This window comes from Pseudomonas sp. ABa2 (assembly GCF_056676075.1).
Genome location: NZ_CM155239.1, coordinates 4,997,994 through 5,022,794 on the forward strand (window position 1 = coordinate 4,997,994; position 24,801 = coordinate 5,022,794).

Annotated in this window: 18 protein-coding genes, 2 tRNA genes and 3 rRNA genes; 6 read left to right on the plus strand and 17 right to left on the minus strand. The window is 63.7% G+C overall.

Annotated features, from left to right (window positions below; genetic code table 11):
* Positions 1-6: 6 nt before the first annotated feature.
* A complete protein-coding gene (recG, locus tag AC1G9C_RS24075) occupies positions 7-2,082 on the plus strand; it encodes an ATP-dependent DNA helicase RecG (RefSeq protein WP_480409017.1) in 2,076 nt (691 codons plus the stop codon).
* Positions 2,083-2,174: 92 nt separating this feature from the next.
* Positions 2,175-3,581, plus strand: a complete 1,407-nt coding sequence (locus AC1G9C_RS24080) for an aminoacyl-tRNA deacylase and HDOD domain-containing protein (RefSeq protein ID WP_122110059.1) — start codon at positions 2,175-2,177, stop codon at positions 3,579-3,581.
* Positions 3,582-3,664: 83 nt separating this feature from the next.
* Here the strand turns inward: AC1G9C_RS24080 and AC1G9C_RS24085 are convergent, their stop codons facing one another.
* From AC1G9C_RS24085 to rd, 5 genes are all read right to left on the minus strand, one after another.
* Complete coding sequence (locus AC1G9C_RS24085) at positions 3,665-4,408, minus strand: hypothetical protein (RefSeq protein WP_480409018.1); 744 nt, start codon at positions 4,406-4,408, stop codon at positions 3,665-3,667.
* Positions 4,409-4,490: 82 nt separating this feature from the next.
* Positions 4,491-4,886, minus strand: a complete 396-nt coding sequence (locus AC1G9C_RS24090) for a helicase (RefSeq protein WP_480409019.1) — start codon at positions 4,884-4,886, stop codon at positions 4,491-4,493.
* Positions 4,887-5,046: 160 nt separating this feature from the next.
* The gene (locus AC1G9C_RS24095) at positions 5,047-5,319 is read right to left on the minus strand and encodes an HU family DNA-binding protein (RefSeq protein ID WP_003242571.1); all 273 of its coding nucleotides are present in this window, start codon (positions 5,317-5,319) and stop codon (positions 5,047-5,049) included.
* A gap of 188 nt (positions 5,320-5,507) precedes the next feature.
* Positions 5,508-6,656 (minus strand): FAD-dependent oxidoreductase, encoded by a 1,149-nt coding sequence (locus tag AC1G9C_RS24100; protein WP_480409020.1) that lies wholly within the window; start codon positions 6,654-6,656, stop codon positions 5,508-5,510.
* Between the two features lie 79 nt (positions 6,657-6,735).
* Positions 6,736-6,903 (minus strand): rubredoxin, encoded by a 168-nt coding sequence (gene rd / locus AC1G9C_RS24105; protein ID WP_021443301.1) that lies wholly within the window; start codon positions 6,901-6,903, stop codon positions 6,736-6,738.
* 224 nt (positions 6,904-7,127) lie between these two features.
* Between rd and AC1G9C_RS24110 the strand changes: the two genes are divergently transcribed.
* Positions 7,128-8,288, plus strand: coding sequence for a BCCT family transporter (locus tag AC1G9C_RS24110; protein ID WP_480409021.1), 1,161 nt, complete (start codon positions 7,128-7,130; stop codon positions 8,286-8,288).
* Here the strand turns inward: AC1G9C_RS24110 and AC1G9C_RS24115 are convergent.
* The 12 genes from AC1G9C_RS24115 to AC1G9C_RS24170 all read right to left on the minus strand — a co-directional run bounded on the left by AC1G9C_RS24115 (position 8,275) and on the right by AC1G9C_RS24170 (position 21,797).
* Positions 8,275-9,615, minus strand: coding sequence for a hemolysin family protein (locus tag AC1G9C_RS24115; RefSeq protein WP_122110065.1), 1,341 nt, complete (start codon positions 9,613-9,615; stop codon positions 8,275-8,277). The genes AC1G9C_RS24110 and AC1G9C_RS24115 overlap by 14 nt on opposite strands.
* 72 nt (positions 9,616-9,687) lie before the next feature.
* Positions 9,688-11,007, minus strand: coding sequence for a phosphate regulon sensor histidine kinase PhoR (gene phoR, locus AC1G9C_RS24120; RefSeq protein WP_480409022.1), 1,320 nt, complete (start codon positions 11,005-11,007; stop codon positions 9,688-9,690).
* A 42-nt stretch (positions 11,008-11,049) separates the two neighbouring features.
* Complete coding sequence (gene phoB, locus AC1G9C_RS24125; RefSeq protein WP_003464641.1) at positions 11,050-11,739, minus strand: phosphate regulon transcriptional regulator PhoB; 690 nt, start codon at positions 11,737-11,739, stop codon at positions 11,050-11,052.
* Between the two features lie 84 nt (positions 11,740-11,823).
* On the minus strand, positions 11,824-12,714 hold the full coding sequence (gene ubiA, locus AC1G9C_RS24130; RefSeq protein ID WP_397498664.1) for a 4-hydroxybenzoate octaprenyltransferase: 891 nt from the start codon (positions 12,712-12,714) through the stop codon (positions 11,824-11,826).
* Positions 12,715-12,836: 122 nt separating this feature from the next.
* A complete protein-coding gene (locus AC1G9C_RS24135) occupies positions 12,837-13,388 on the minus strand; it encodes a chorismate--pyruvate lyase family protein (RefSeq protein WP_457788541.1) in 552 nt (183 codons plus the stop codon).
* 194 nt (positions 13,389-13,582) lie between these two features.
* Positions 13,583-13,698: ribosomal RNA gene (rrf, locus tag AC1G9C_RS24140) — 5S ribosomal RNA — on the minus strand.
* Between the two features lie 170 nt (positions 13,699-13,868).
* Positions 13,869-16,760, minus strand: a 23S ribosomal RNA gene (locus AC1G9C_RS24145).
* A gap of 258 nt (positions 16,761-17,018) precedes the next feature.
* Positions 17,019-17,094 (minus strand) — tRNA-Ala (locus tag AC1G9C_RS24150).
* Positions 17,095-17,116: 22 nt separating this feature from the next.
* A tRNA-Ile gene (locus AC1G9C_RS24155) sits at positions 17,117-17,193 on the minus strand.
* Positions 17,194-17,278: 85 nt separating this feature from the next.
* Positions 17,279-18,815: ribosomal RNA gene (locus AC1G9C_RS24160) — 16S ribosomal RNA — on the minus strand.
* The 16S, 23S and 5S rRNA genes sit together here with 2 tRNA genes alongside, the layout of an rRNA operon.
* A gap of 509 nt (positions 18,816-19,324) precedes the next feature.
* Entirely contained in the window at positions 19,325-20,548 is a 1,224-nt protein-coding gene (locus AC1G9C_RS24165; protein WP_480409023.1) for a CaiB/BaiF CoA transferase family protein, read from the minus strand.
* A 70-nt stretch (positions 20,549-20,618) separates the two neighbouring features.
* On the minus strand, positions 20,619-21,797 hold the full coding sequence (locus tag AC1G9C_RS24170) for an acyl-CoA dehydrogenase (protein ID WP_480409024.1): 1,179 nt from the start codon (positions 21,795-21,797) through the stop codon (positions 20,619-20,621).
* Positions 21,798-21,976: 179 nt separating this feature from the next.
* On the opposite strand from AC1G9C_RS24170, the gene AC1G9C_RS24175 reads away from it, so the two are divergent.
* The 3 genes from AC1G9C_RS24175 (at position 21,977) to AC1G9C_RS24185 (ending at position 24,800) form a co-directional block, all read left to right on the plus strand.
* Positions 21,977-22,873, plus strand: coding sequence for a LysR substrate-binding domain-containing protein (locus AC1G9C_RS24175; protein ID WP_480409025.1), 897 nt, complete (start codon positions 21,977-21,979; stop codon positions 22,871-22,873).
* Between the two features lie 479 nt (positions 22,874-23,352).
* Complete coding sequence (locus AC1G9C_RS24180; protein WP_122109976.1) at positions 23,353-24,474, plus strand: Re/Si-specific NAD(P)(+) transhydrogenase subunit alpha; 1,122 nt, start codon at positions 23,353-23,355, stop codon at positions 24,472-24,474.
* Between the two features lie 11 nt (positions 24,475-24,485).
* The gene (locus AC1G9C_RS24185; protein WP_016490057.1) at positions 24,486-24,800 is read left to right on the plus strand and encodes an NAD(P) transhydrogenase subunit alpha part 2; all 315 of its coding nucleotides are present in this window, start codon (positions 24,486-24,488) and stop codon (positions 24,798-24,800) included.
* The last annotated feature ends 1 nt before the right edge of the window (position 24,801 follow it).

A 24,801-nucleotide genomic window follows, 5' to 3' on the forward strand; every position in this document is an offset into this window, starting at 1 on the left:
CGCAGCATGACCGAGTTGGCGACGGTTTCCGTCACCGCGCTCAAGGGCGTGGGTGCGGCCCTGGCCGAGAAGCTGGCCAAGGTCGGCCTGGAAAACCTGCAGGACGTACTGTTCCACCTGCCGCTGCGCTATCAGGATCGCACCCGCATCACCCCCATCGGCGCCCTGCGCCCTGGGCAGGATGCGGTGGTCGAAGGCGTGGTGGCCGGCGCCGACGTGGTCATGGGCCGGCGCCGCAGCCTGCTGGTGCGTCTGCAGGACGGCAGCGGCACGCTGAGCCTGCGCTTCTTCCACTTCAGCCAGGCGCAGCGCGACGGCCTCAAGCGCGGCACCGCGCTGCGCTGCTACGGTGAAGTACGCCCCGGCGCCACCGGCCTGGAGATCTACCACCCGGAATACCGCGCGCAGAGCGGCGACGAGCCGGCCCCGGTGGAACAGAGCCTGACGCCCATCTACCCGACCACCGAGGGCCTCACCCAGCAGCGCCTGCGCAGCCTGAGCCAACTGGCCCTGGCCCGCCTCGGCCCGCACAGCCTGCCGGACTGGCTGCCCGACGAGCTGGCCCGCGACTACCGCCTGGCGCCGCTGAGCGATGCCATCCGCTACCTGCACCGGCCACCGCCGGACGCCGATGTCGAGGAACTCGCCGAGGGTCGCCACTGGGCCCAGCACCGGCTGGCCTTCGAGGAGCTGCTGACCCACCAGCTGTCGCTGCAACGCCTGCGCGAGCAGGTGCGCGCGCAGCAGGCGCCGGCCCTGCCGCCGGCGAAAAGACTGCCGCAGCAGTACCTCGCCAACCTCGGTTTCGCCCCCACCGGCGCGCAGCAGCGGGTCGGCGCCGAGATCGCCTACGACCTGGCGCAGAGCGAACCCATGCTGCGCCTGGTGCAGGGCGACGTCGGCGCCGGCAAGACGGTGGTCGCCGCCCTGGCCGCGCTGCAGGCGCTGGAGGCCGGCTATCAGGTGGCGCTGATGGCGCCGACCGAGATTCTCGCCGAGCAGCACTTTCTCAACTTCAGCAAGTGGCTGGCGCCGCTCGGCCTGGACGTCGCCTGGCTGGCCGGCAAGCTCAAGGGCAAGGCCCGCGCGGCCGCCCTGGAACAGATAGCCGCGGGCTGCCCGATGGTGGTCGGCACCCATGCGCTGTTCCAGGACGAAGTACGGTTCAAGCGCCTGGCGCTGGTGATCATCGACGAGCAGCACCGCTTCGGCGTGCAGCAGCGCCTGGCCCTGCGCCGGAAGGGCATCGACGGCCGGCTCTGCCCGCACCAGCTGATCATGACCGCGACGCCGATACCCAGAACGCTGGCGATGAGCGCCTACGCCGACCTGGACACCTCGATCCTCGACGAGCTGCCGCCGGGGCGCACCCCGGTCAACACCCTGGTGATCGCCGACAGCCGCCGCGACGAGGTGGTCGAGCGCGTGCGCAGTGCCTGCCAGCAGGGGCGCCAGGCCTACTGGGTGTGCACCCTGATCGAGGAATCCGAGGAACTCACCTGCCAGGCCGCCGAGACCAGCTTCGAGGAGCTCTCCAGTGCGCTGGGCGAGTTGCGCGTGGGGCTGATCCACGGGCGCATGAAGCCGGCCGAGAAGGCCGCGGTGATGGACGAATTCAAGCTGGGCCGGCTGCAGCTGCTGGTGGCCACCACGGTGATCGAGGTGGGCGTCGACGTGCCCAATGCCAGCCTGATGATCATCGAGAACCCGGAAAGATTGGGATTGGCGCAACTGCACCAGCTACGCGGGCGGGTCGGTCGCGGCAGCGCCGCCAGCCACTGCGTGCTGCTCTACCACGCGCCGCTGTCGCAACTGGGCCGCGAACGCTTAGGGATAATGCGCGAGACCACCGACGGTTTCGTCATCGCCGAGAAGGACCTGGAGCTGCGCGGACCGGGCGAGATGCTCGGCACCCGCCAGACCGGTCTGCTGCAGTTCAAGGTGGCCGACCTGATGCGCGACGCCGACCTGCTGCCGGCCGTGCGCGACGCTGCCGCCGCCCTGCTGGAGCGCTGGCCGCAGCATGTCGCGCCGTTGCTGGAGCGCTGGTTGCGTCACGGCCAACAATACGGTCAAGTGTGAACTGAATCACAGGGCGACCGTCGCCCCGAACCTTCGCGTCGATGCCCGCTGGTTATACTCCGGGGCACATGCGCCACCGCCGGATACCCGAAATGACTGAAGCCGCCCTCGCCCCCAACGCCCATCCGCAGCCGCCCGCGGTGATCCTGCAGCTGCTGGACAAGCTCGCCGTGCCCTACCGGGTCTGCGCCGAGCGCCCCGGCCTGCCGGCCGCCGCCCGCCTGCAGGCGGTGCTGCTGGAGGATGCCGTGGGCGCCCTGCTGGTGCTCTACCCGCGCAGCCAGCTGCTCGACCTCGGCCGCCTGGCCGAACTCACCGGGCGCCAGCTCACCGCGGTCAAGCCGGAGCGGCTGGAGCGCATGCTCGGCAAGCACAACCTGGCGCTATTGCCCGGCCTGCCGCCGCTGACCAGCTCGCCCTGCCTGTACGACGAGCGCCTGCTGCAGGTGCCCAGCCTGCTGGTGGAATCCGGCCAGCCCGGCGTGCTGCTGGAGATTCCCACCGAGGCCTACAAGACGCTGCTGAGCAAGGCCAGCGCGGCGCGCTTCGGCGAGCCGCTCAGCGCGATCAGGCCGAACCTCGACCGCCCCGACGACGACCGCGCCGAGATCACCCAGGCGGTGCAGGCCTTCACCGCGCGGCGCATCCAGCAGCGCCTGGAGGAAACCATCGAGATTCCGCCGCTGCCGGAGACCGCGCAGAAGATCATCAAGCTGCGCGTCGACCCCGACGCCACGGTGGACGACATCACCGGCGTGGTCGAGACCGACCCGGCGCTGGCCGCCCAGGTGGTCAGCTGGGCCGCCTCGCCCTACTACGCCGCGCCGGGCAAGATCCGCTCGGTGGAGGACGCCATCGTCCGCGTACTGGGCTTCGACCTGGTGATCAACCTGGCGCTCGGCCTGGCCCTGGGCAAGACCCTCAGCCTGCCCAAGGACCAGCCGCAGCACGCCACGCCCTACTGGCAGCAGGCGATCTACAGCGCCGCGGTGATCGAGGGCCTGACCCGCGCCATGCCCCGCGCGCAGCGCCCGGAAGCCGGCCTGACCTACCTCGCCGGGCTGCTGCACAACTTCGGCTACCTGGTCCTGGCGCACGTGTTCCCGCCGCATTTCTCGCTGATCTGCCGGCACCTGGAGGTCAACCCGCACCTGCCGGCCAGCCATATCGAGCAGCACCTGCTGGGCATCACCCGCGAACAGATCGGCGCCTGGCTGATGCGCCACTGGGACATGCCCGAGGAACTGGCCTGCGCCCTGCGCTTCCAGCACGACCCCAGCTACGCCGGCGATCACGCCGCCTTCGCCAACCTGGTGTGCCTGGCCGTGCGCCTGCTGCGCAACCGCGGCATCGGCGCCGGACCGCAGGAAGAGATTCCCGATGAACTGTTCGAGGCCCTGGGCCTGAGCCGGGAAAAGGCCGACGACGCGGTGAGCAAGGTGCTAGCCGCCGAAGTGGCGCTGCGCGAACTGGCGGCGCAGTTCCAGCATCCGCACTGAGCCGACGCCGCCCGCGCGCTGCTCGCGGGGTCATGCACGGGCGCGCGCAGCGCGCAGCCCGACGCTGCCGAGGCTTGCTCCGCCTAGCGCGCCTGGCGCAATTGCTCGCGGCGTTCGCCGAACAGCTGCGGTACCGCCGCCACACTGGCGGCGAGCAGGCGGTTGACGCTGGCGTGCTCGTACAGCGCGGCATACTCGGCCAACTGCTCGCTGGGCATCTGCCGGTAGGCATAGAGCATGAAGGATTCCACCGCCTGCGCGCTGGACTGGCGAATGGCCGCGGCCTGGGTCTGGGTCTGCGCCTGCAGCTCGGCCTCGTCGAGGTTCTCGCCGCGCGCGCGCAGCGCCAGCAACGCCTGGGTCTTGCCCACCTCGTAACGCAGCAGGCTGGCCAGCACCGTGGTGTGCGCCGCCGCATCCAGACGCTTGACCAGCTCCAGGCGCACACCGCGCGGCGGCTGCGCGGTCAGGCGCTGGCGATACTCGACCAGGCCCTGCGGCTGCTCGCCGACCGCCCGTTCGGCGGCGGTGAAACGCCGCGCCAGCGGGCTGTCGAGGCGCTCGCGGGCCTGCGCCAGCTGCGCGGCATCGAGCTGGGCGCTGACCCGCTTGGCCAGCTCCAGGCACAGCGCCGGGCCGGCGAACAGCTGCCCCAGGCGCTGCTGCTCGGCCGGCTCCTGGCCGCGTTGCAGCAAGGGCGCGCTCTGCTCGCAGAGCAGATGGATACCGGCCAGTTCGAACAACGGCAACAGCGCGTGGGGAGAGGCCGGCTCGGCCCGCAGCGAGGCGGCCGCCAGCAGCAGGAGGGGCAGGACGATCAGACGCATGGCCAGGCTTTCCACTGGGACTTGCCGGGCAGCCTAACCAAAGCGCAGCGCGCCGACCAGCGACGGCGCGCGCAACTGGGGATCAGGCGGCCTTTTTCGCCGAATCGACCTTCTTCTTCGGTGTCAGGTACTTGGTCAGCCCCTGGAACCACATCACCAGCGCCGGGTTGCCCTGGATCTGGATGTCCTTGTTCTGGATGCCCTGCATGAAGGCCAGCTGCTTGTTCTTCGCGGTCATGGTGGCGAAACCATAGGCGGCATCCTTGAAGCCGATGGCGAAAGCGGGCTGACTGGCCGGGCCGCGCTTGCTGCTGATGCGCAGGCCCGCGACGATGAAGTGGCGCGCCACCTTGCCGTCCAGGGTATGCAGCTGGAACACCATATCGCGGCCTTCGAGCTGCTGACGAAACGCCGGGTTGTCGCGACTGGCCTTGGCCATGAGGCGGCCCAGCATCCACAGGAGAAAACGGAATTTCATGCACAGGCCCCAATGATCGAAGATGATGGCCGCGCATTGTAGTGGTTTTCTTGCAGGACTACAGCCTGCCAAAAGCACGGTGGGGACGCTGAAGGCGCCGGCTGCGTCGTACGCACCCAGACGGGAGAGGCCCGGAGCCGAGCGGCTCCGGGCGACAGGCTCAGTTGACCGCGTCTTTCAGGGACTTGCCCGGTTTGAAGGCGACGGTGTTGCTGGCCTTGATCTTGACCGGCTGACCGGTTTGCGGGTTCTTCCCGGTGCGGGCGCCACGGTGGCGCTGGACGAAGGTACCGAAGCCCACCAGGGTCACACTGTCCTTGCGGTTCAGTGCACCGGTGATTTCTTCCAGTACGGCGTTGAGTACACGATTGGCCTGATCCTTGGTCAGATCAGCCTTTTCGGCGATGGCGGCGGCGAGTTCCGGTTTACGCATAGATGCCTCTTTGACGGTTTTTTGTTGTTGTGTCCGTGCTGTCCTTCCAGAACAGCGCCCAAGGCGCCGCAACAGCTCTGCGCTGCGGCAGACCCCAGGGAGAATGGCATGCCGCATCGCACTGCGCCAGTCTCGTCCGACACTTTGGCCGGGCATTTTCGTGGCGTATCCGACAGAACGGCCGGCAATCATGCCAACAGCGCCGGCAGCTCCCGGTTCAGCGCCAGTTTTTCCTGCACGGCGCTGCCGGTCAGGGCGTAGCCCAGCAGGTTGCCCGCAGCGTCGCGGCACAGCGCCTTGATATCGCCGCCGCTGCCTTCCACTGTCCACTCGCCCTGGCTGCCGCGCGGCGGCGGCGACACCACCAGCGGGCACACCGGGGTCTTCACCGTCACCGGCATGGGGCCATAGCTGACCGCCGTCGACTCGCCGGCCAGGGTCTTGGCCAGGGCGCGGGCGCAGGCCATCAGCGGCATCACGTAGAGCAGGTTGAGGCCGTCCACCTCGGCGCAGTCGCCGAGGGCATAGATATGGGCATGGGAGGTCTGCAGCCGGCGATCGACCACCACCCCGCGGCCCACCGCCAGGCCGGCGGCGGCGGCCAGCTCGATGCGCGGGCGCAGGCCGACGGCGGACACCACCAGGTCGCAGTCGATCAGGCTGCCGTCGGACAGCAGCGCCTGCAGCACCTCACCCTTGTGGTTGAGGCTGGCCAGCACCGGGCCGAGGTGGAACCGCGCGCCGAGGCTTTCCAGGCCGGCCTGCACCGCCGCCGCGGCGGCCGGGTGCAGCAGACCGGGCATGACCTGCTCGCAGGGCGCCACCAGCTCGACCTGATAGCCGCCGGCGCTGAGGTCGTTGGCGAACTCGCAGCCGATCAGGCCGGCGCCGAGCAGCAGCACGCGGTGCTTGCCGGCCGCCGCCGCGCGAAAGCGTGCGTAGTCCTCCAGGTCGTTGATCGGGTAGATGGCGTCCTGCGCGTCGCCTTCCACCGGCACGCGGATCGGCTCGGCGCCCCAGGCCAGCACCAGGTCGCGATAGGCCACGGCTTCCTCGCCGATCCACAGGCGCTGGTGCTCCGGGTCGATGCCGGTGATGCGGGTGTGGGTGCGGATCTCGGCCTTGAGCTGCTCGGCCATGGCGCCCACCTCGGCCATGGCCAGGCCGTCGGCGTCCTTGTTCTTGCCGAAACCGGTGGACAGCATCGGCTTGGAGTAGGAGCGCCCGTCGTCGGCGGTGATCAGCAGCAGCGGCGTATCGCCGTCCAGCTTGCGCCATTCCTTGGCCAGGTTGTAGCCGGCCAGGCCGGTGCCGACGATCACCACAGGTGCACTCATGTTCACAACTCCTCGCTTCGCATACGACGCGACGGCCCGCGGGCCGTCGCCATTGATCCAATGAAAGAAACCGCGCCGCTCAGGACACTTCGATCATCTCGAAATCCGCCTTGCCCACGCCGCAGTCCGGGCATACCCAGTCGGCGGGAATGTCCTCCCAGGCCGTGCCGGGATCTATGCCCTCTTCGGGTAGGCCCTCGGCCTCGTCATAGATGAAACCGCAGACCACGCATTGCCACTTGCGCATCGCCCTCTCCTTCCGCGCCCGCTCACACCGACCCTACTCCAGATAGGGTTCGCCAGCCAAGCGCGCGGCGCCCCCTCCAGACGGAGGTTGGGGCGCCGCATGGCCGTAATCGGTACGCAACGTGACGCCCTCGGATATGTCCGCGGGCCAGGGTTGAAGCAGTATCCAGGGCCTCCCGGGGAAAACCGGGCGATTCCAACAAGAAAGCACGAGGCCACGCACCGATGAACGCGATTCTCTCCGCGGCGATCCTCGCCCTCCTCGCTCTGACCTTCTGGGTGCTGCTGCGCTGGGGCCGGCTACGCTGCACCGGCAGCGAGCCGGTGGGGCTGTTCACCTTCCTCGCCATCCTCTTCACCTCGGGCCTGGACATGGGCCTGATCATCTTCCCGCTCACCGAATTCCCGGTGTACGCCAGCGAGGCGCCCTACCAGTTCTCCAACCCGCTGGCGGTGGCCTTCGGCTTCTGGGGCTTCCTGGTCTGGCTGCTGTACTTCATCACCACCTTCTACTTCTGCGTGATCGAACCCAAGGTCAAACTGTTCGAGCTGCGTCCGGTGAAGCTGGTGAACAACCTGCTGATAGTCGCCACCTGTGCCTTCACCGCCTACCTGTTCCTGGTCAATATCGCCTGGTACGCCCCCGAGGTCGGCGAGGCCTGGCAATACCTGACGGTGGTGGCGATCCTCCTGGCGGCGATCTACTCCAGCACCGATATCCGCTACCTGAAGATCCTCAGCGTCGCCTCCACCTGGCTGTTCTTCGCCCTGATCCTGGCCATGGCGCTGGTCGGCGGGGTCGGCCCCGAACATTTCGCCGCGGCGGCGGCGGCTATCGGCAGCGGCTACTTCGCCGAGCTGCCGCGCTTCGTCCTGCCGCTGAGCGACTACCACGCCTTCTACCTGTTCTGGTGGTTCGCCTGGAGCATCATGATCGGCCAGTTCGTCTCGCGCTTCGTCGGCGGCCTGAAGACCTACCAGCTGCTGCTGGCGCTGCTGATCATCCCGTCGATTCCGCTGGCGATCTGGTTCGCCGTGCTGCACCACCATTTCGCCGAGAACATCGCCATCACCCCGCTGTGGAAGCTGGCGATGCTCACCGTGGGGGTGATCTTCGTGATCAACTCGGTGGATTCGCTGGTGCGCCTGTACAGCGACAACCTCGGCCTCAGCGTGCAGCGCCTGGGCCGCGGGCGCTTCCTGGCCTGCCACTTCACCCTGCTCGGCGCCCTGGTGCTGGCCTTCAAGTTCACCCCGTTCGAGATCCACTGGGTGGGCCTGACGGTGATCGGCCTGTACGCCGTGACCCTGGTCCTGCTGCTGCGCCGCTGCCGCCCGGCGTTGCGCGGCATCGGCGCGCCACGCCCAGGCGTCAGTCGAGCTTGAGCACCTTGGCCAGCACCACCTTGGGCCCCTTCATCTTCTTGACGATGATGCGCAGGCCGTCGGTTTCCAGCACCTCTTCCTCCTCGGGCATGCGCTTGAGGTAGTCGTAGATCAGCCCGGCCAGGGTTTCGGCCTCGATATGGTCGAGGTCGACGCCGAGCAGGCGCTCGACCTTGGCCAGCGGCGTGTCGCCGCGCACCAGCAGCTTGCCCGGCTGGTAGGCGAGGATGCCGCGCTCGGCCTTGCGGTGCTCGTCCTGGATATCGCCGACCAGGGCCTCGAGCACGTCCTCCATGGTCAGGTAGCCGATCACCTTGCCGTCGGCCTCCTCGACCAGGGCGAAGTGCGCGCCACCCTGGCGGAACTGTTCGAGCAGCTGCGACAGCGGCATGTGCCGGTTGACCCGCTCCAGCGGGTGCATCAGTTCGCCCAGCTTGAGCGCCGAGGGCAGCATCTCCAGCAGCGACAGGTGCAGCAGCAGGTCCTTGATATGCAGCACGCCGACGAACTCGCCCTTGCTCTCGTCGAAGATCGGGTAGCGGCTGTACTTGTGCCGGCGGAAGGTGGCGAACACCTGGTCGAGGCTGGCGTTGAGCTCCAGGTACACCAGGTCCTCGCGCGAGTTGGCCCAGTCCACCACTTCCAGCTCGCCGAGCTCCACCGCCGAGGCCAGCACGCGCATGTCCTGGTCGCTGGGCGCGCTGGCGCGGCTGGAGTGGAGGATCAGCTTGAGCTCGTCGCGGCTGTAGTGGTGCTCGTGGTGCGGCCCCGGCTCGCCCTGGCCGGCGACGCGTAGGATGGCGTTGGCGCTGGCGTTGAGGACGAAGATCGCCGGGTACATCAGCCAGTAGAAGGCGTACAGCGGCGCCGCCGTCCACAGCGAGAGCAGCTCGGGCTTGCGGATCGCCCAGGACTTGGGCGCCAGCTCGCCGACCACTATGTGCAGGTAGGAAATGATCGAGAACGCGGTGAAGAAGGCGATGCCGTGCACCAGCTTGGGCGACTCCACGCCCAGGGCGCCGAGCAGCGGCTCGAGCAGGTGAGCGAAGGCCGGCTCGCCGACCCAGCCCAGGCCCAGCGAGGCCAGGGTGATGCCCAGCTGACAGGCCGACAGGTAGGCGTCCATCTGGTTGTGCACGGTGCGCAGGATATGCCCGCGCCAGCCGTGCGCCTCGGCCAGGGCGTCGACCTTGGTGGCGCGCAGGCGGACGATGGCGAACTCGGCGGCGACGAAGAAGCCGTTGAGCAGGACCAGAAACAGGGCGAACAGGACGAGGCCGAAGTCGGCGAAGTAGGTGGAAACGGAGAGGCTCGTGGAAGGGTCCATGGGGATTCGGGTTGGCCAATGACCGCTAGAGGGTGGGGGCTGGCGCGGCGCTTTGCAAGAGCCGAGGCGGCCTCAGCGGACGCGCTGCACCACCTGCGCCGGGGCGAAATGACAGGTGAAGGTACTGCCCTTGCCCGGCACGCTGATGATCGCCAGATTGCCGCGATGGCGCAGCAGCACGTGCTTGACGATGGCCAGGCCGAGGCCGGTGCCGCCGGTGTTGCTGGCACGACTGGAGTCGACCCGGTAGAAACGCTCGGTCAGCCGCGGCAGGTGCTTGGCCTCGATGCCCATGCCGGTGTCCTGCACGCTGAGATGCGCGCCCTGCTCATCGCCCTGCCAGCGGATGCGGATCTCGCCGCCGCCCGGGGTGTACTTCACCGCATTGAACACCAGGTTGGAGAAGGCGCTGCGCAGCTCCGCCTCGCTGCCCTTGAGCCTGAGGTGCGGGTCGGCTTCCAGGCTGATGCGATGGTGCTGCTCGCCGGACAGCGCCTGGGCGTCGTTCTTGATCGACAGCAGCAGCAGGTCGACCGCCACCGGCTGGTTGTCCGAGGGGTAGTCGGTGGCCTCCAGCTTGGCCAACAAGAGCAGGTCGTTGAGCAGCGTCTGCATGCGCGCGCCCTGCTGCTGCATCTGCTGCAGCGCCCGCAGCCAGCGCGGATTGACCGCCTCGACGTTGTCCAGCAGGGTCTCCAGGTAACCGGCGATCACCGTCAGCGGCGTGCGCAGCTCGTGGGACACGTTGGCGACGAAGTCCTTGCGCATCTGCTCCAGCTGATGCAGGCGGGTGACGTCGCGCACCAGCAGCAGGTGCTCGCGGTTGCCGTACTGGGTGATATGGAATTGCAAACGACGGCGGTCGTTGACCGGCGAGGGAATCTCCAGCGCCTCGGCATAGTTGCCGCGCTCGAAGTAGTCCTTGAAACGCGGGTCGCGCACCAGGTTGGCGATGGGCTGGCCGCTGTCCTGCGGCGTCTTCAGGCCCAGCAGGGTCTCGGCGGCGCGGTTCCACCACTCCAGGTTGCCCTGGCTGTCGAGCATCACCACCGCGTCCTTGAGCGCCGCGGTGGACTCTTGCACGCGATCGATCACCGCCTGCAAACGGCCGCGCGCCTTCTCGTTGCGCCGCTGCAGGTGATAGATGCTGTCGAACACCTCGCCCCACAGGCCGTAGCCGTCCGGCGGCGGCTCGTCGGGTTTGTGCTCGCGCAGCCACTTGTGCAGGCGCAGCAGCTGGCTGAGGGTCCAGCCCAGGTGGACGGCCAGGCCGGCGGCCAGGGCCCAGGCATATTCGCCGGTGACCAGGCCCAGCAGCAGGCAGGCGCCGATCAGCAGCAGCAGGCGACGCACCACGGCGCCACGCCAGTCTTGGTTCACGATGGAGCGCATCCTTGTCAGCAGAGCGCGTGCGCAGAAGCTCCGCGCCAGCGATCAGCCTTTGGTGGAGAAACGATACCCGGTGCCGCGCACCGTCTGCACCAGGTTTTCGTAGGCATCACCGAGGGCCTTGCGCAGGCGGCGGATATGCACGTCGACGGTGCGTTCCTCGACGTAGACGTTGCCGCCCCAGACCTGATCGAGCAGTTGGCCGCGGGTATAGGCCCGCTCCTGGTGGGTCATGAAGAACTGCAGCAGGCGGTATTCGGTGGGGCCCATCTCGGCGGGTTTGCCGTCGATGGTGACGCGGTGGCTGATGGGGTCGAGCAGCAGGCCGCCAACCTCGATCGGCGCCTCGCTGTCGCTGGGCCCGGCGCGGCGCAGCACGGCCTTGAGACGGGCGACCAGCTCGCGCGGGGAGAAGGGCTTGGTGATGTAGTCGTCGGCGCCGACTTCCAGGCCCTGGATCTTGTTGTCCTCTTCGCCCTTGGCGGTAAGCATGATGATCGGAATGTCGCAGGTCAGCTCGTCGCGCTTGAGGCGGCGGGCCAGCTCGATGCCGCTGGTGCCGGGCAGCATCCAGTCGAGCAGGATCAGGTCGGGTTTGCGGTCGACGATGACGGCATGCGCCTGCTGGGTGTTCTCCGCCTCCAGGCACTCGTAGCCGGCCATCTCCAGGGCCACCGCGATCATCTCGCGGATCGGTGCTTCGTCGTCGACGATCAGGATGTTCTTGCCAACCATGGGTACCGCCTCGGTTCGTTCATCTGTCTGCGCCGCATTAGATAACGAAATTATTGCAGCGATATGACAGGTGCGCGGCCTGCTTCAGCGCCAGGCGTAGTCCAGCACTATGCCGACGAAGATCGCCAGCCCCGCCCAGTGGTTGTGCAGGAAGGCGTTGAAGCAGGCCATCGGCTTGCGGTTGCGCGTGGCGTGGTACTCCCAGGCGAAGCAGGCGGCGGCGACCAGCAGGCCGGCGTGGAAGCAGAGCCCCAGCTCGAAACGCGCGCCGGCCAGCAGCAGGCAGAGCAGCGTCAGTCCCTGCAGGGTGGCGATGATCAGACGGTCGGCGTCGCCGAACAGGATGGCGGTGGACTTGACCCCGATCTTCAGGTCGTCCTCACGGTCGGCCATGGCGTAGTAGGTGTCGTAGGCCACGGTCCACAGCAGGTTGGCGATGTACAGCAGCCAGGCCTCGGGCGGCAGGCTGCCGGTCTGGGCGGTGAAGGCCATCGGCATGCCCCAGGAGAATGCCGCGCCGAGCACCACCTGGGGGTAGAAGGTGTAGCGCTTCATGAAGGGGTAGCAGGCCGCCAGGGCCAGGCCGCCGAACGACAGCCAGATGGTCGCGGCGTTGGTCAGCAGCACCAGGCCGAAGCTCAGCGCCACCAGCACGGCGAACAGGATCAGCGCCTCGCGCGGCTGGATCTTGCCGCTGGCCAGCGGGCGGGCCCGGGTGCGGCTGACGTGGCCGTCGAAGTTACGGTCGGCGTAGTCGTTGATCACGCAGCCGGCGGCGCGCATCAGGATCACGCCGACGACGAAGACGAACAGGTTCTTCGCGCTGGGCACGCCTTCGGCCGCCACCCACAGCGCCCACAGCGTCGGCCACAGCAGCAGGTAGATGCCGATCGGCTTGTCCAGGCGCATCAGCTGGATGAAGTCCCAGGCGCGTGGGTGCAGGCGGGTGGTCGATTGCAACAGGCGGGTGTACATCGAAGCGTCTCCGTGGAGGTTGCGCGGAGTATAAGGGAGCGATGTGTAGGATGGGTTAGGCGCGTAACGGCGTAACCCATCATGGCTATGCAGGTGATGGGTACCGCTGCGCCTGCCCCGGCCTAAGGCTCGATAGCAGCTGCGGCCCAGAATTGCGGTAAAAACACCTCGGCCACCAGTACCCCCAGGGGCCCGCGACTAAAACAGGAGCGCCGGGCCCACAGACGCTCGGCGCGCGCCTCTTGCGGCAGCCAGGCAGCGGGATAGCGGCAGGCCTGCAGCTCGCCGCGGTCGAAGGCGCGATCGCTGAACAGCAGCTCGCCGAGCGAACGGCTGCCCAACTCGGCCAGGTTCAGCCCGGAGCCTTCCAGTACGCTGCGCGCCGCCACGCTGCGGGCGAATACCCAGGGCTGGCCGTGGCCGCGCAGGTACACCTCGCGCACCCAGCCCTGGCTGCCCTCAGCGACGCCGAGCGCGGCGCACTCGTCGCTGCGCAGGCGCTGCCAGCCCTCGTCCAGCGGGGTAACGGAGAAACCGTCATGCGACAGCGCGGTGAGGCGGCGGGTCAACGAGTCCTGGTTGAACAGCCAGTCGCGCACCCCGGCGGTCGGCTGCGGATGCAGCTGGGCGCAGGTCAGCCAGCGCGGCGGATGGGCAAGGGCAGCGTGGGGCACGAAGGACAATCACCACAGAACGAAAGCGCGCGAGTCTAGCACGCGGCAGTTAGTCATTCGTGGATCAAAACGCATAATGCCTCGTCCAGGCGGCTCTGCCTGTAGGAGCTGTAGAGCGAGCTTTGCTCGCAAAGCTTTCCCGGCGCAAAGAAGAAACCCCAGACCGCGTTGGCGATCTGGGGTTTCGTATAGGAGCTTGACGATGACCTACTCTCACATGGGGAAGCCCCACACTACCATCGGCGATGCGTCGTTTCACTGCTGAGTTCGGGATGGGATCAGGTGGTTCCAACGCTCTATGGTCGTCAAGCAATTTGTTGCTGTCGCGGGGTTAGCCGTTACAGCGAATTGGGTATGTGACAGTCGTTTGGCTTGGCCCTTGGGCCTGTAGCTCTCGTGCAAATCTTCGGCATTCAGTCGACTTCACCATCGACACCCTCTGTCGCAGGCTCATGCCCTTGCAGATTGTTTGGGTGTTATATGGTCAAGCCTCACGGGCAATTAGTATGGGTTAGCTCAACGCCTCACAGCGCTTACACACCCCACCTATCAACGTCGTAGTCTTCGACGGCCCTTCAGGGAGCTCAAGGCTCCAGTGAGATCTCATCTTGAGGCAAGTTTCCCGCTTAGATGCTTTCAGCGGTTATCTTTTCCGAACATAGCTACCCGGCAATGCCACTGGCGTGACAACCGGAACACCAGAGGTTCGTCCAACCCGGTCCTCTCGTACTAAGGTCAGCCCCTCTCAAATCTCAAACGTCCACGGCAGATAGGGACCGAACTGTCTCACGACGTTCTAAACCCAGCTCGCGTACCACTTTAAATGGCGAACAGCCATACCCTTGGGACCGGCTTCAGCCCCAGGATGTGATGAGCCGACATCGAGGTGCCAAACACCGCCGTCGATATGAACTCTTGGGCGGTATCAGCCTGTTATCCCCGGAGTACCTTTTATCCGTTGAGCGATGGCCCTTCCATACAGAACCACCGGATCACTAAGACCTACTTTCGTACCTGCTCGACGTGTCTGTCTCGCAGTCAAGCGCGCTTTTGCCTTTATACTCTACGACCGATTTCCGACCGGTCTGAGCGCACCTTCGTACTCCTCCGTTACTCTTTGGGAGGAGACCGCCCCAGTCAAACTACCCACCATACACTGTCCTCGATCCGGATAACGGACCAGAGTTAGAACCTCAAGGTTGCCAGGGTGGTATTTCAAGGATGGCTCCATGAGAACTGGCGTCCCCACTTCAAAGCCTCCCACCTATCCTACACAAGCAAGCTCAAAGTCCAGTGCAAAGCTATAGTAAAGGTTCACGGGGTCTTTCCGTCTAGCCGCGGATACACTGCATCTTCACAGCGATTTCAATTTCACTGAGTCTCGGGTGGAGACAGCGCCGCCATCGTTACGCCATTCGTGCAGGTCGGAACTTACCCGACAAGGAATTTCGCTACCTTAGGACCGTTATAGTTACGGCCGCCGTTTACCGGGGCTTCGATCAAGAGCTTCGCTTGCGCTAACCCCATCAATTAACCTTCCGGCACCGGGCAGGCGTCACACCCTATACGTCCACTTTCGTGTTTGCAGAGTGCTGTGTTTTTAATAAACAGTCGCAGCGGCCTGGTATCTTCGACCGGCATGGGCTTACGCAGTAAATGCTTCACCCTCACCGGCGCACCTTCTCCCGAAGTTACGGTGCCATTTTGCCTAGTTCCTTCACCCGAGTTCTCTCAAGCGCCTTGGTATTCTCTACCTAACCACCTGTGTCGGTTTGGGGTACGGTTCCTAGTTACCTGAAGCTTAGAAGCTTTTCCTGGAAGCATGGCATCAACCACTTCGCATTCTAAAAGAACGCTCGTCATCAGCTCTCGGCCTTGATCTCCCGGATTTACCTAAGAAACCAGCCTACCACCTTAAACACGGACAACCAACGCCGTGCTGGCCTAGCCTTCTCCGTCCCTCCATCGCAGTAACTAGAAGTACGGGAATATTAACCCGTTTCCCATCGACTACGCATTTCTGCCTCGCCTTAGGGGCCGACTAACCCTGCGTCGATTAACGTTGCGCAGGAAACCTTGGTCTTTCGGCGTGCGAGTTTTTCACTCGCATTGTCGTTACTCATGTCAGCATTCGCACTTCTGATACCTCCAGCAAGCTTCTCAACTCACCTTCACAGGCTTACAGAACGCTCCTCTACCGCTCATCCTAAGATGAACCCGTAGCTTCGGTGTATGGTTTGAGCCCCGTTACATCTTCCGCGCAGGCCGACTCGACTAGTGAGCTATTACGCTTTCTTTAAAGGGTGGCTGCTTCTAAGCCAACCTCCTAGCTGTCTAAGCCTTCCCACATCGTTTCCCACTTAACCATAACTTTGGGACCTTAGCTGACGGTCTGGGTTGTTTCCCTTTTCACGACGGACGTTAGCACCCGCCGTGTGTCTCCCGTGCTGACACTTGCCGGTATTCGGAGTTTGCATCGGTTTGGTAAGTCGGGATGACCCCCTAGCCGAAACAGTGCTCTACCCCCAGCAGTGATACACGAGGCGCTACCTAAATAGCTTTCGAGGAGAACCAGCTATCTCCGAGCTTGATTAGCCTTTCACTCCGATCCACAGGTCATCCGCTAACTTTTCAACGGTAGTCGGTTCGGTCCTCCAGTCAGTGTTACCTAACCTTCAACCTGCCCATGGATAGATCGCCCGGTTTCGGGTCTATACCCAGCGACTAAAGCGCCCTATTAAGACTCGCTTTCGCTACGCCTCCCCTATTCGGTTAAGCTCGCCACTGAATATAAGTCGCTGACCCATTATACAAAAGGTACGCAGTCACCCAACAAAGTGGGCTCCCACTGCTTGTACGCATACGGTTTCAGGTTCTATTTCACTCCCCTCTCCGGGGTTCTTTTCGCCTTTCCCTCACGGTACTGGTTCACTATCGGTCAGTCAGTAGTATTTAGCCTTGGAGGATGGTCCCCCCATATTCAGACAAGGTTTCTCGTGCCCCGTCCTACTCGATTTCATTGACAAGAGAGTTTCGCGTACAGGGCTATCACCCACTATGGCCGCACTTTCCAGAGCGTTCCGCTACTCTCAAATCAACTTAAGGGCTAGTCCCCGTTCGCTCGCCACTACTTAGGGAATCTCGGTTGATTTCTTTTCCTCAGGGTACTTAGATGTTTCAGTTCCCCTGGTTCGCCTCACACACCTATGTATTCAGTGTGTGATACCCAGCTTATGCTGGGTGGGTTCCCCCATTCAGAGATCTCCGGATCAAAGTCTGTTTGCCGACTCCCCGAAGCTTTTCGCAGGCTACCACGTCTTTCATCGCCTCTGACTGCCAAGGCATCCACCGTATGCGCTTCTTCACTTGACCATATAACCCCAAGCAATCTGGTTACGATCTCAATCGTGAAGACGACATTCGCCGAAAATTTGCGTCTTGAGAACTACAAATTTTACCTTGACCAGATCAATTGCCAGTGAAAGCAATTAATCAGTCACTTCTATCACATACCCAAATTTTTAAAGAACGATTTTCGTACCGGTCAAAAGACCAGAAATCAGCACTCACCAGGTCTACCCTGAAGCGCTCATTTCTGAACTCTTTCTCTGCTACCGCAACGCGCGAGAGTGGTGGAGCCAAGCGGGATCGAACCGCTGACCTCCTGCGTGCAAAGCAGGCGCTCTCCCAGCTGAGCTATGGCCCCGTAATCATCTGCACCAAGCAATTGGTAGGTCTGGGCAGATTTGAACTGCCGACCTCACCCTTATCAGGGGTGCGCTCTAACCAACTGAGCTACAGACCTATAACAGGGTCGCGTTACAGCATCGTCTTCGACTATGAATCAAGCAATTCGTGTGGGAGCTTATGAGAAAGCCGGTGTCTTCGATTAAGGAGGTGATCCAGCCGCAGGTTCCCCTACGGCTACCTTGTTACGACTTCACCCCAGTCATGAATCACTCCGTGGTAACCGTCCCCCCGAAGGTTAGACTAGCTACTTCTGGAGCAACCCACTCCCATGGTGTGACGGGCGGTGTGTACAAGGCCCGGGAACGTATTCACCGTGACATTCTGATTCACGATTACTAGCGATTCCGACTTCACGCAGTCGAGTTGCAGACTGCGATCCGGACTACGATCGGTTTTATGGGATTAGCTCCACCTCGCGGCTTGGCAACCCTTTGTACCGACCATTGTAGCACGTGTGTAGCCCTGGCCGTAAGGGCCATGATGACTTGACGTCATCCCCACCTTCCTCCGGTTTGTCACCGGCAGTCTCCTTAGAGTGCCCACCATAACGTGCTGGTAACTAAGGACAAGGGTTGCGCTCGTTACGGGACTTAACCCAACATCTCACGACACGAGCTGACGACAGCCATGCAGCACCTGTGTCTGAGTTCCCGAAGGCACCAATCCATCTCTGGAAAGTTCTCAGCATGTCAAGGCCAGGTAAGGTTCTTCGCGTTGCTTCGAATTAAACCACATGCTCCACCGCTTGTGCGGGCCCCCGTCAATTCATTTGAGTTTTAACCTTGCGGCCGTACTCCCCAGGCGGTCAACTTAATGCGTTAGCTGCGCCACTAAAATCTCAAGGATTCCAACGGCTAGTTGACATCGTTTACGGCGTGGACTACCAGGGTATCTAATCCTGTTTGCTCCCCACGCTTTCGCACCTCAGTGTCAGTATCAGTCCAGGTGGTCGCCTTCGCCACTGGTGTTCCTTCCTATATCTACGCATTTCACCGCTACACAGGAAATTCCACCACCCTCTACCGTACTCTAGCTCGCCAGTTTTGGATGCAGTTCCCAGGTTGAGCCCGGGGCTTTCACATCCAACTTAACGAACCACCTACGCGCGCTTTACGCCCAGTAATTCCGATTAACGCTTGCACCCTTCGTATTACCGCGGCTGCTGGCACGAAGTTAGCCGGTGCTTATTCTGTCGGTAACGTCAAAATACTCACGTATTAGGTGAATACCCTTCCTCCCAACTTAAAGTGCTTTACAATCCGAAGACCTTCTTCACACACGCGGCATGGCTGGATCAGGCTTTCGCCCATTGTCCAATATTCCCCACTGCTGCCTCCCGTAGGAGTCTGGACCGTGTCTCAGTTCCAGTGTGACTGATCATCCTCTCAGACCAGTTACGGATCGTCGCCTTGGTGAGCCGTTACCTCACCAACTAGCTAATCCGACCTAGGCTCATCTAATGGCGCGAGGTCCGAAGATCCCCCGCTTTCTCCCGTAGGACGTATGCGGTATTAGCGTTCCTTTCGGAACGTTATCCCCCACCACTAGGCAGATTCCTAGGCATTACTCACCCGTCCGCCGCTAAATCAAGGAGCAAGCTCCTCTCATCCGCTCGACTTGCATGTGTTAGGCCTGCCGCCAGCGTTCAATCTGAGCCATGATCAAACTCTTCAGTTCAATACTGCTTGGGTTTTGAGAAAACCCTAAACTTGGCTCAGCAATCGCAAAAAACTCTCGAATTCACGAGTGTTACTTGTGATGCTGATAATCAGTCGACTACCAGTCTTACCCCACAAGCACCCACACGAATTGCTTGATTCAGTTGTTAAAGAACAGTTGGTCAAGTCTTTCGTCTCAACCGAGGCGCGCATTCTACAGCACCCCATCTTTCCGTCAAGCTGTTTTTCGAAGAATTTTTCTTTCTACTCAACAACTTAGAGCAACCTCAGCGTCATCTCTTCCGCTTCGGTGAGGCGCGCATTCTACAGCACCTCTTCACTCCGTCAAGTTGTTTTTGAAGAAATTTTCTTTCTATCTCAACAACTTAGCGCTTCGTCGAACCTGGGTTCGTCTCAGCGAGGCGCGCATTGTACATGAGCGCGGCAGGCTGTAAACCCCTGATATGCAAAAAATTGCGCATATCAGACCAGCGTCCCCGCTACCCTTTATATAGAAGAGCAACAGACTCAGATCACCCCCGCCTCGCGCAGCGCGGCGACCTGCGCTGCGCTCATGCCTAGCAGCCGCTGCAACAGGGCTTCGGTGTGCTGCCCCAACAATGGCGGAGCCGAGCGATAAGCCACTGGCGTGGCGGACAAACGCAGCGGACTGGCCACCTGCGGCGTGCTGCTGCCCAGGGCATTGGGCAGATCGAGACGCAGGCCACGCGCCCGAACCTGCGGATCGGCGAATACCTGCGCCAGGTCGTTGATCGGGCCACAGGGCACACCGGCCGCTTCCAGCAGCTCGATCCACTGCGCGGTGGTCTTGAACACCGTCGCCTGGCGCAACAATGGGATCAGCTCGCCACGATGGGCGACCCGCGCCTTGTTGGTGGAAAAACGCGGATCGTCAGCCAAAGCCGGAAGGCCGGCGACCTCGCAAAACTTGCGGAACTGCCCATCGTTGCCCACGGCGAGAATGAAATCGCCATCGGCACTGGGAAAGTCCTGGTAGGGCACGATATTGGGATGGGCGTTGCCCAGACGCTTGGGTGCCACGCCGGTCGCCAGGTAGTTCATCGCCTGGTTGGCCAGGCATGCGACCTGCACGTCGAGCAGCGCCACATCGATGTGCTGACCGACGCCGGACTGCTCGCGCTGATTCAGCGCGGCCAGCACACCCACAGTCGCATAGAGGCCGGTAAGGATGTCGGTCAGCGCCACACCCACTTTCATCGGCCCGGCGCCCTCCTCACCCTCGGGACGCCCGGTCAGGCTCATCAGGCCACCCAGGCCCTGGATCATGAAGTCGTAGCCGGCGCGCTTGGCATAAGGGCCGGTCTGGCCGAAACCGGTGATGGAGCAGTAGATCAGCCGCGGGTTGAGCGCCTTCAGCGATTCATAGTCGAGACCATAGGCCGCCAGGCCGCCGACCTTGAAGTTCTCCAGCAGCACGTCGCATTGCGGCACCAGCTCGCGGATCAGGCCCTGGCCCTCGGGCAGGGTGAAATCCAGGGTCAGCGACTGCTTGTTGCGGTTGGCGCTCTGAAAGTAGGCCGCCTCGCGCGAATCATTGCCCTCGGCGTCCTTTATATAAGGAGGCCCCCAATGCCGGGTGTCGTCACCCGAACCCGGCCGCTCGACCTTGATCACCTCGGCACCGAAGTCGCCGAAAATCTGCCCGGCCCAGGGCCCGGCGAGTACGCGGGACAGGTCGAGCACACGAATATGGGACAGGGCGCCGGGCATGGCGATTCTCCGTAGGGTGCGCCACGCGCACCATGAACAACTCGGTGGCGCGCATGGCGCACCCCCACTATTAGAAGAACGCCTGAATACCGGTTTGCGCACGCCCGAGGATCAGCGCATGCACGTCGTGGGTTCCTTCGTAGGTGTTAACCACCTCAAGGTTGACCAGGTGACGGGCAACGCCGAACTCGTCGCTGATGCCGTTGCCACCGAGCATGTCGCGCGCCAGGCGGGCGATATCCAGCGCCTTGCCGCAGCTGTTGCGCTTCATGATCGAGGTGATTTCCACCGCCGCGGTGCCCTCGTCCTTCATTCGGCCCAGGCGCAGGCAGCCCTGCAGGGCCAGGGTGATCTCGGTCTGCATGTCGGCCAGCTTCTTCTGAATCAGCTGATTGGCGGCCAGCGGCCGGCCGAACTGCTGGCGATCCAGCACGTATTGGCGCGCGGTATGCCAGCAGAACTCGGCCGCGCCCAGGGCGCCCCAGCTGATGCCGTAGCGGGCGGAGTTGAGGCAGGTGAACGGCCCCTTGAGGCCGCGCACCTCAGGGAAGGCGTTCTCCTCGGGGCAGAACACGTTGTCCATGACGATCTCGCCGGTGATCGAGGCGCGCAGGCCGACCTTGCCGTGGATGGCCGGAGCGGACAGGCCCTGCCAGCCCTTCTCCAGGACGAAGCCGCGGATCTCGCCGGCATCGTCCTTGGCCCAGACGACGAACACGTCGGCGATCGGGCTGTTGGTGATCCACATCTTGCTGCCGCTCAGGCGGTAGCCGCCGTCGACCTTCTTGGCGCGAGTCACCATCGAGCCCGGATCGGAACCATGGTTCGGCTCGGTCAGGCCGAAGCAGCCGATGTATTCACCGCTGGCCAGTTTCGGCAGGTACTTCTGCTTGGTGGCTTCGTTACCGAACTCAAAGATCGGCACCATCACCAGGGAGGACTGCACACTCATCATCGAGCGGTAGCCGGAGTCGATACGCTCCACTTCGCGGGCGATCAGGCCGTAGCACACGTAGTTCAGGCCGCTGCCGCCATAGGCTTCGGGAATGGTGGCGCCGAGCAGGCCGGTCTCGCCCATCTCGCGGAAGATCGCCGGGTCGGTGCGCTCGTGCCGGAAGGCCTCCAGCACGCGCGGGGCCAGCTTGCCGGCGGCGAACTGCCGGGCGCTGCCCTGCACCATGCGCTCTTCTTCGGTGAGCTGTTGATCCAGCAGCAGCGGGTCGATCCAGTTGAAGCTTGCCTTGGCCATTGCGAGAAACCTCGAAGCGGTGAAGTGAGCGGTCGGCCGAGCCGACCCGAATGGCATTGATCCTAGGCCTGACTTGCCGATTGGACAAACGCAGAATACGCACAGATCTGTGCTTTTTTCTCACTTCGAGATAGCTTAATCGCCAAGATATATCGCTTATGAGTGAGGCTTTGGCATAAATGCGCCGCAAGATCCCTAGCACCGCCGCCCTGGTCGCCTTCGAGTCCGCCGCGCGCCACCAGAGCTTCACCAAGGCCGCCGACGAGCTCAGCCTGACCCAGAGCGCCATCTGCCGGCAGATCGGCGGCCTGGAGAGTTTTCTCAATGTGGAACTGTTCCGTCGTTCGCGGCGCGGCGTGGTGCTGACCGAGGCCGGGGTCGCCTATAGCCGCAAGGTAGCGGCGCAACTCGATGCCGTGGAGCGCGACACCCTGGCGCTGATGGGCAACCAGGGCACCAGCAGCATCGAGCTGGCGGTGGTGCCGACCTTCGGCACCCAATGGCTGCTGCCGCGGCTACGCGCCTTCCAACAATTGCATCCGGAGGTGACGGTACACCTGACCAACCGCACCCGCCCCTTCCTGTTCGCCGACACCCACTTCGATGCCGCCATCTACTACGGCGATGCCGAATGGTCGGGCACCGAGGCGCATTTCCTGATGCATGAGCACCTGCTGCCGGTATGTAGCCCGGCATTGCTGGGCAAGCAGCCGGTCAGCGCCGAGCAGATTGCCGCGCTACCCCTGCTGCAGCAGACCACCCGCCCCTATGCCTGGCGCCAGTGGTTCGCTGCCCAGGGCCTGAGCGTGGCCCGCGACATGACCGGCCCGCGCCTGGAGCTGTTCTCCATGCTCGCCCAGGCCGCGCGCCATGAAATGGGCGTCGCGCTGATCCCACCCTTCCTGATCCAGCGCGAACTGGAGGACGGCAGCCTGGTGGTCGCCCTCGACCGCGCCGTCCCCCACAACGACCGCGCCTATTACCTGATGGTGCCGGAGCGCAAGGCCGAGTCGGCAGCGCTCCAGGCATTTCGCGACTGGTTGCTGCTGCAAGCCAGCGCCTACCGCCAGGGATAACGCCCCAGCAGCGCTTATGACCCGCCCACAAAGGCGACAAGAACGGCAGACAAGGCTCGCAACAAGGACAGGTAGTGCCGCTACGGTCACACTACAACGCCGCAATAGCCTCGATCCGCGTCACACCCAGCACTTTCGGGGCATGCCACTATTCTGAACGTTCCGTTCGCCGCTTTTTACACCTCAGTCAATTCGACCAACGGTCATTCGTTCGATGAATGACCGGCAGACCGCACAGGCCCCAGCAAACCTGCTTCCCCTCAGATGCGGCGCGGCCTGCACGCGATATAAAAATCTCTCATAGACCTATTACTTGTAGTAATCCATTTTTTTTACTCCATAACTTCTTGTAAGGGTCTGCGTTCGATTGCACAATCGCCGCGCCCGCCGCCAACTGGCAGGTTATGTGCTGATCCCCAATCGCCAGCGTGCCAGCGCAGTACGCCGGTTCACCCAAAAGATCACGCAGGAGATTAGAAGTGCACATCGGTGTTCCTCTCGAAACCCACGCCGGGGAGACGCGGGTTGCCGCGACGCCCGAGACAGTCAAGAAGCTGGTCGGCCAAGGCCACCAGGTGACCGTCCAGGCCGGTGCCGGCGTCAGCGCCAGCATTCCCGACGCGGCCTATACCGCCGCCGGCGCGATCATCGGCAACGACGCCGCCGCCCTCGGCGCCGACCTGGTGCTGAAAGTGCTCGCGCCGACCGAGGCCGAACTGGCGCATATGAAGACCGGCGCCGTGCTGGTCGGCATGCTCAACCCGTTCTGCAACGACACCATCGCGCGGATGAACACCCGCGGCATCACCGCCTTCGCCCTGGAAGCCGCGCCGCGCACCTCGCGTGCACAGAGCCTGGACGTGCTGAGCTCGCAGGCCAATATCGCCGGCTACAAGGCGGTGCTGCTGGCCGCGCACCATTACCCGCGCTTCATGCCGATGCTGATGACCGCCGCCGGTACCGTGAAAGCCGCGCGTATCCTCATCCTCGGCGCCGGCGTCGCCGGCCTGCAGGCCATCGCCACGGCCAAGCGCCTGGGTGCGGTGATCGAGGCCTCCGACGTGCGTCCGGCGGTGAAGGAACAGATCGAGTCGCTCGGCGCCAAGTTCGTCGACGTGCCGTTCGAGACCGATGAAGAACGCGAATGCGCCCAGGGGGTCGGCGGCTACGCCCGGCCCATGCCGCAATCCTGGATGGAGCGCCAGGCCAAGGCCGTGCACGAGCGCGCCAAGCAGGCCGATATTGTCATCACGACCGCCCTCATTCCGGGTCGTAAGGCACCGACACTTCTCCATGAGAGCACAGTGGCTGAGATGAAGCCGGGCTCGGTGGTCGTCGACCTGGCCGCGGCGCAGGGCGGCAACTGCCCGCTGACCGAGGCCGACCAGGTGGTGGTCAAGCACGGCGTGACCCTGGTAGGCCACACCAACCTGGCCGCGCTGGTGCCGGCGGACGCCTCCGCCCTCTATGCACGCAACCTGCTGGACTTCCTCAAGCTGGTGATCGACAAGGAAGGCCAGTTCCAGCTCAACCTCGAAGACGACATCGTCGCGGCCTGCCTGATGTGCAACGCCGGCGAAGTCGTGCGCAAGAACGGCTAAGGAGTAGAGACATGGATCTGATTTCCGACGGCATCTACAACCTGATCATCTTCGTGCTGGCCATCTACGTCGGCTACCACGTGGTGTGGAACGTCACCCCGGCCCTGCACACCCCGCTGATGGCCGTGACCAACGCGATTTCCGCGATCGTCATCGTCGGCGCCATGCTGGCCGCCGCCCTCACCGTCACCCCGCTGGGCAAGGCCATGGGCACCCTGGCCGTGGCCCTGGCCGCGGTCAACGTGTTCGGTGGCTTCCTGGTGACCCGACGCATGCTGGAAATGTTCAAGAAGAAGGCGCCGAAAGCGCAGGCGGAGAAGCACTGAC

Bases quoted from the DNA above. Each gene is read 5' to 3' on its own strand.
- recG (WP_480409017.1), top strand. From the start codon at position 7: ATGACCGAGTTGGCGACGGTTTCCGTCACCGCGCTCAAGGGCGTGGGT.
- AC1G9C_RS24080 (WP_122110059.1), top strand. From the start codon at position 2,175: ATGACTGAAGCCGCCCTCGCCCCCAACGCCCATCCGCAGCCGCCCGCG.
- AC1G9C_RS24085 (WP_480409018.1), bottom strand. From the start codon at position 4,408: ATGCGTCTGATCGTCCTGCCCCTCCTGCTGCTGGCGGCCGCCTCGCTG.
- AC1G9C_RS24090 (WP_480409019.1), bottom strand. From the start codon at position 4,886: ATGAAATTCCGTTTTCTCCTGTGGATGCTGGGCCGCCTCATGGCCAAG.
- AC1G9C_RS24095 (WP_003242571.1), bottom strand. From the start codon at position 5,319: ATGCGTAAACCGGAACTCGCCGCCGCCATCGCCGAAAAGGCTGATCTG.
- AC1G9C_RS24100 (WP_480409020.1), bottom strand. From the start codon at position 6,656: ATGAGTGCACCTGTGGTGATCGTCGGCACCGGCCTGGCCGGCTACAAC.
- rd (WP_021443301.1), bottom strand. From the start codon at position 6,903: ATGCGCAAGTGGCAATGCGTGGTCTGCGGTTTCATCTATGACGAGGCC.
- AC1G9C_RS24110 (WP_480409021.1), top strand. From the start codon at position 7,128: ATGAACGCGATTCTCTCCGCGGCGATCCTCGCCCTCCTCGCTCTGACC.
- AC1G9C_RS24115 (WP_122110065.1), bottom strand. From the start codon at position 9,615: ATGGACCCTTCCACGAGCCTCTCCGTTTCCACCTACTTCGCCGACTTC.
- phoR (WP_480409022.1), bottom strand. From the start codon at position 11,007: ATGCGCTCCATCGTGAACCAAGACTGGCGTGGCGCCGTGGTGCGTCGC.
- phoB (WP_003464641.1), bottom strand. From the start codon at position 11,739: ATGGTTGGCAAGAACATCCTGATCGTCGACGACGAAGCACCGATCCGC.
- ubiA (WP_397498664.1), bottom strand. From the start codon at position 12,714: ATGTACACCCGCCTGTTGCAATCGACCACCCGCCTGCACCCACGCGCC.
- AC1G9C_RS24165 (WP_480409023.1), bottom strand. From the start codon at position 20,548: ATGCCCGGCGCCCTGTCCCATATTCGTGTGCTCGACCTGTCCCGCGTA.
- AC1G9C_RS24170 (WP_480409024.1), bottom strand. From the start codon at position 21,797: ATGGCCAAGGCAAGCTTCAACTGGATCGACCCGCTGCTGCTGGATCAA.
- AC1G9C_RS24175 (WP_480409025.1), top strand. From the start codon at position 21,977: ATGCGCCGCAAGATCCCTAGCACCGCCGCCCTGGTCGCCTTCGAGTCC.
- AC1G9C_RS24185 (WP_016490057.1), top strand. From the start codon at position 24,486: ATGGATCTGATTTCCGACGGCATCTACAACCTGATCATCTTCGTGCTG.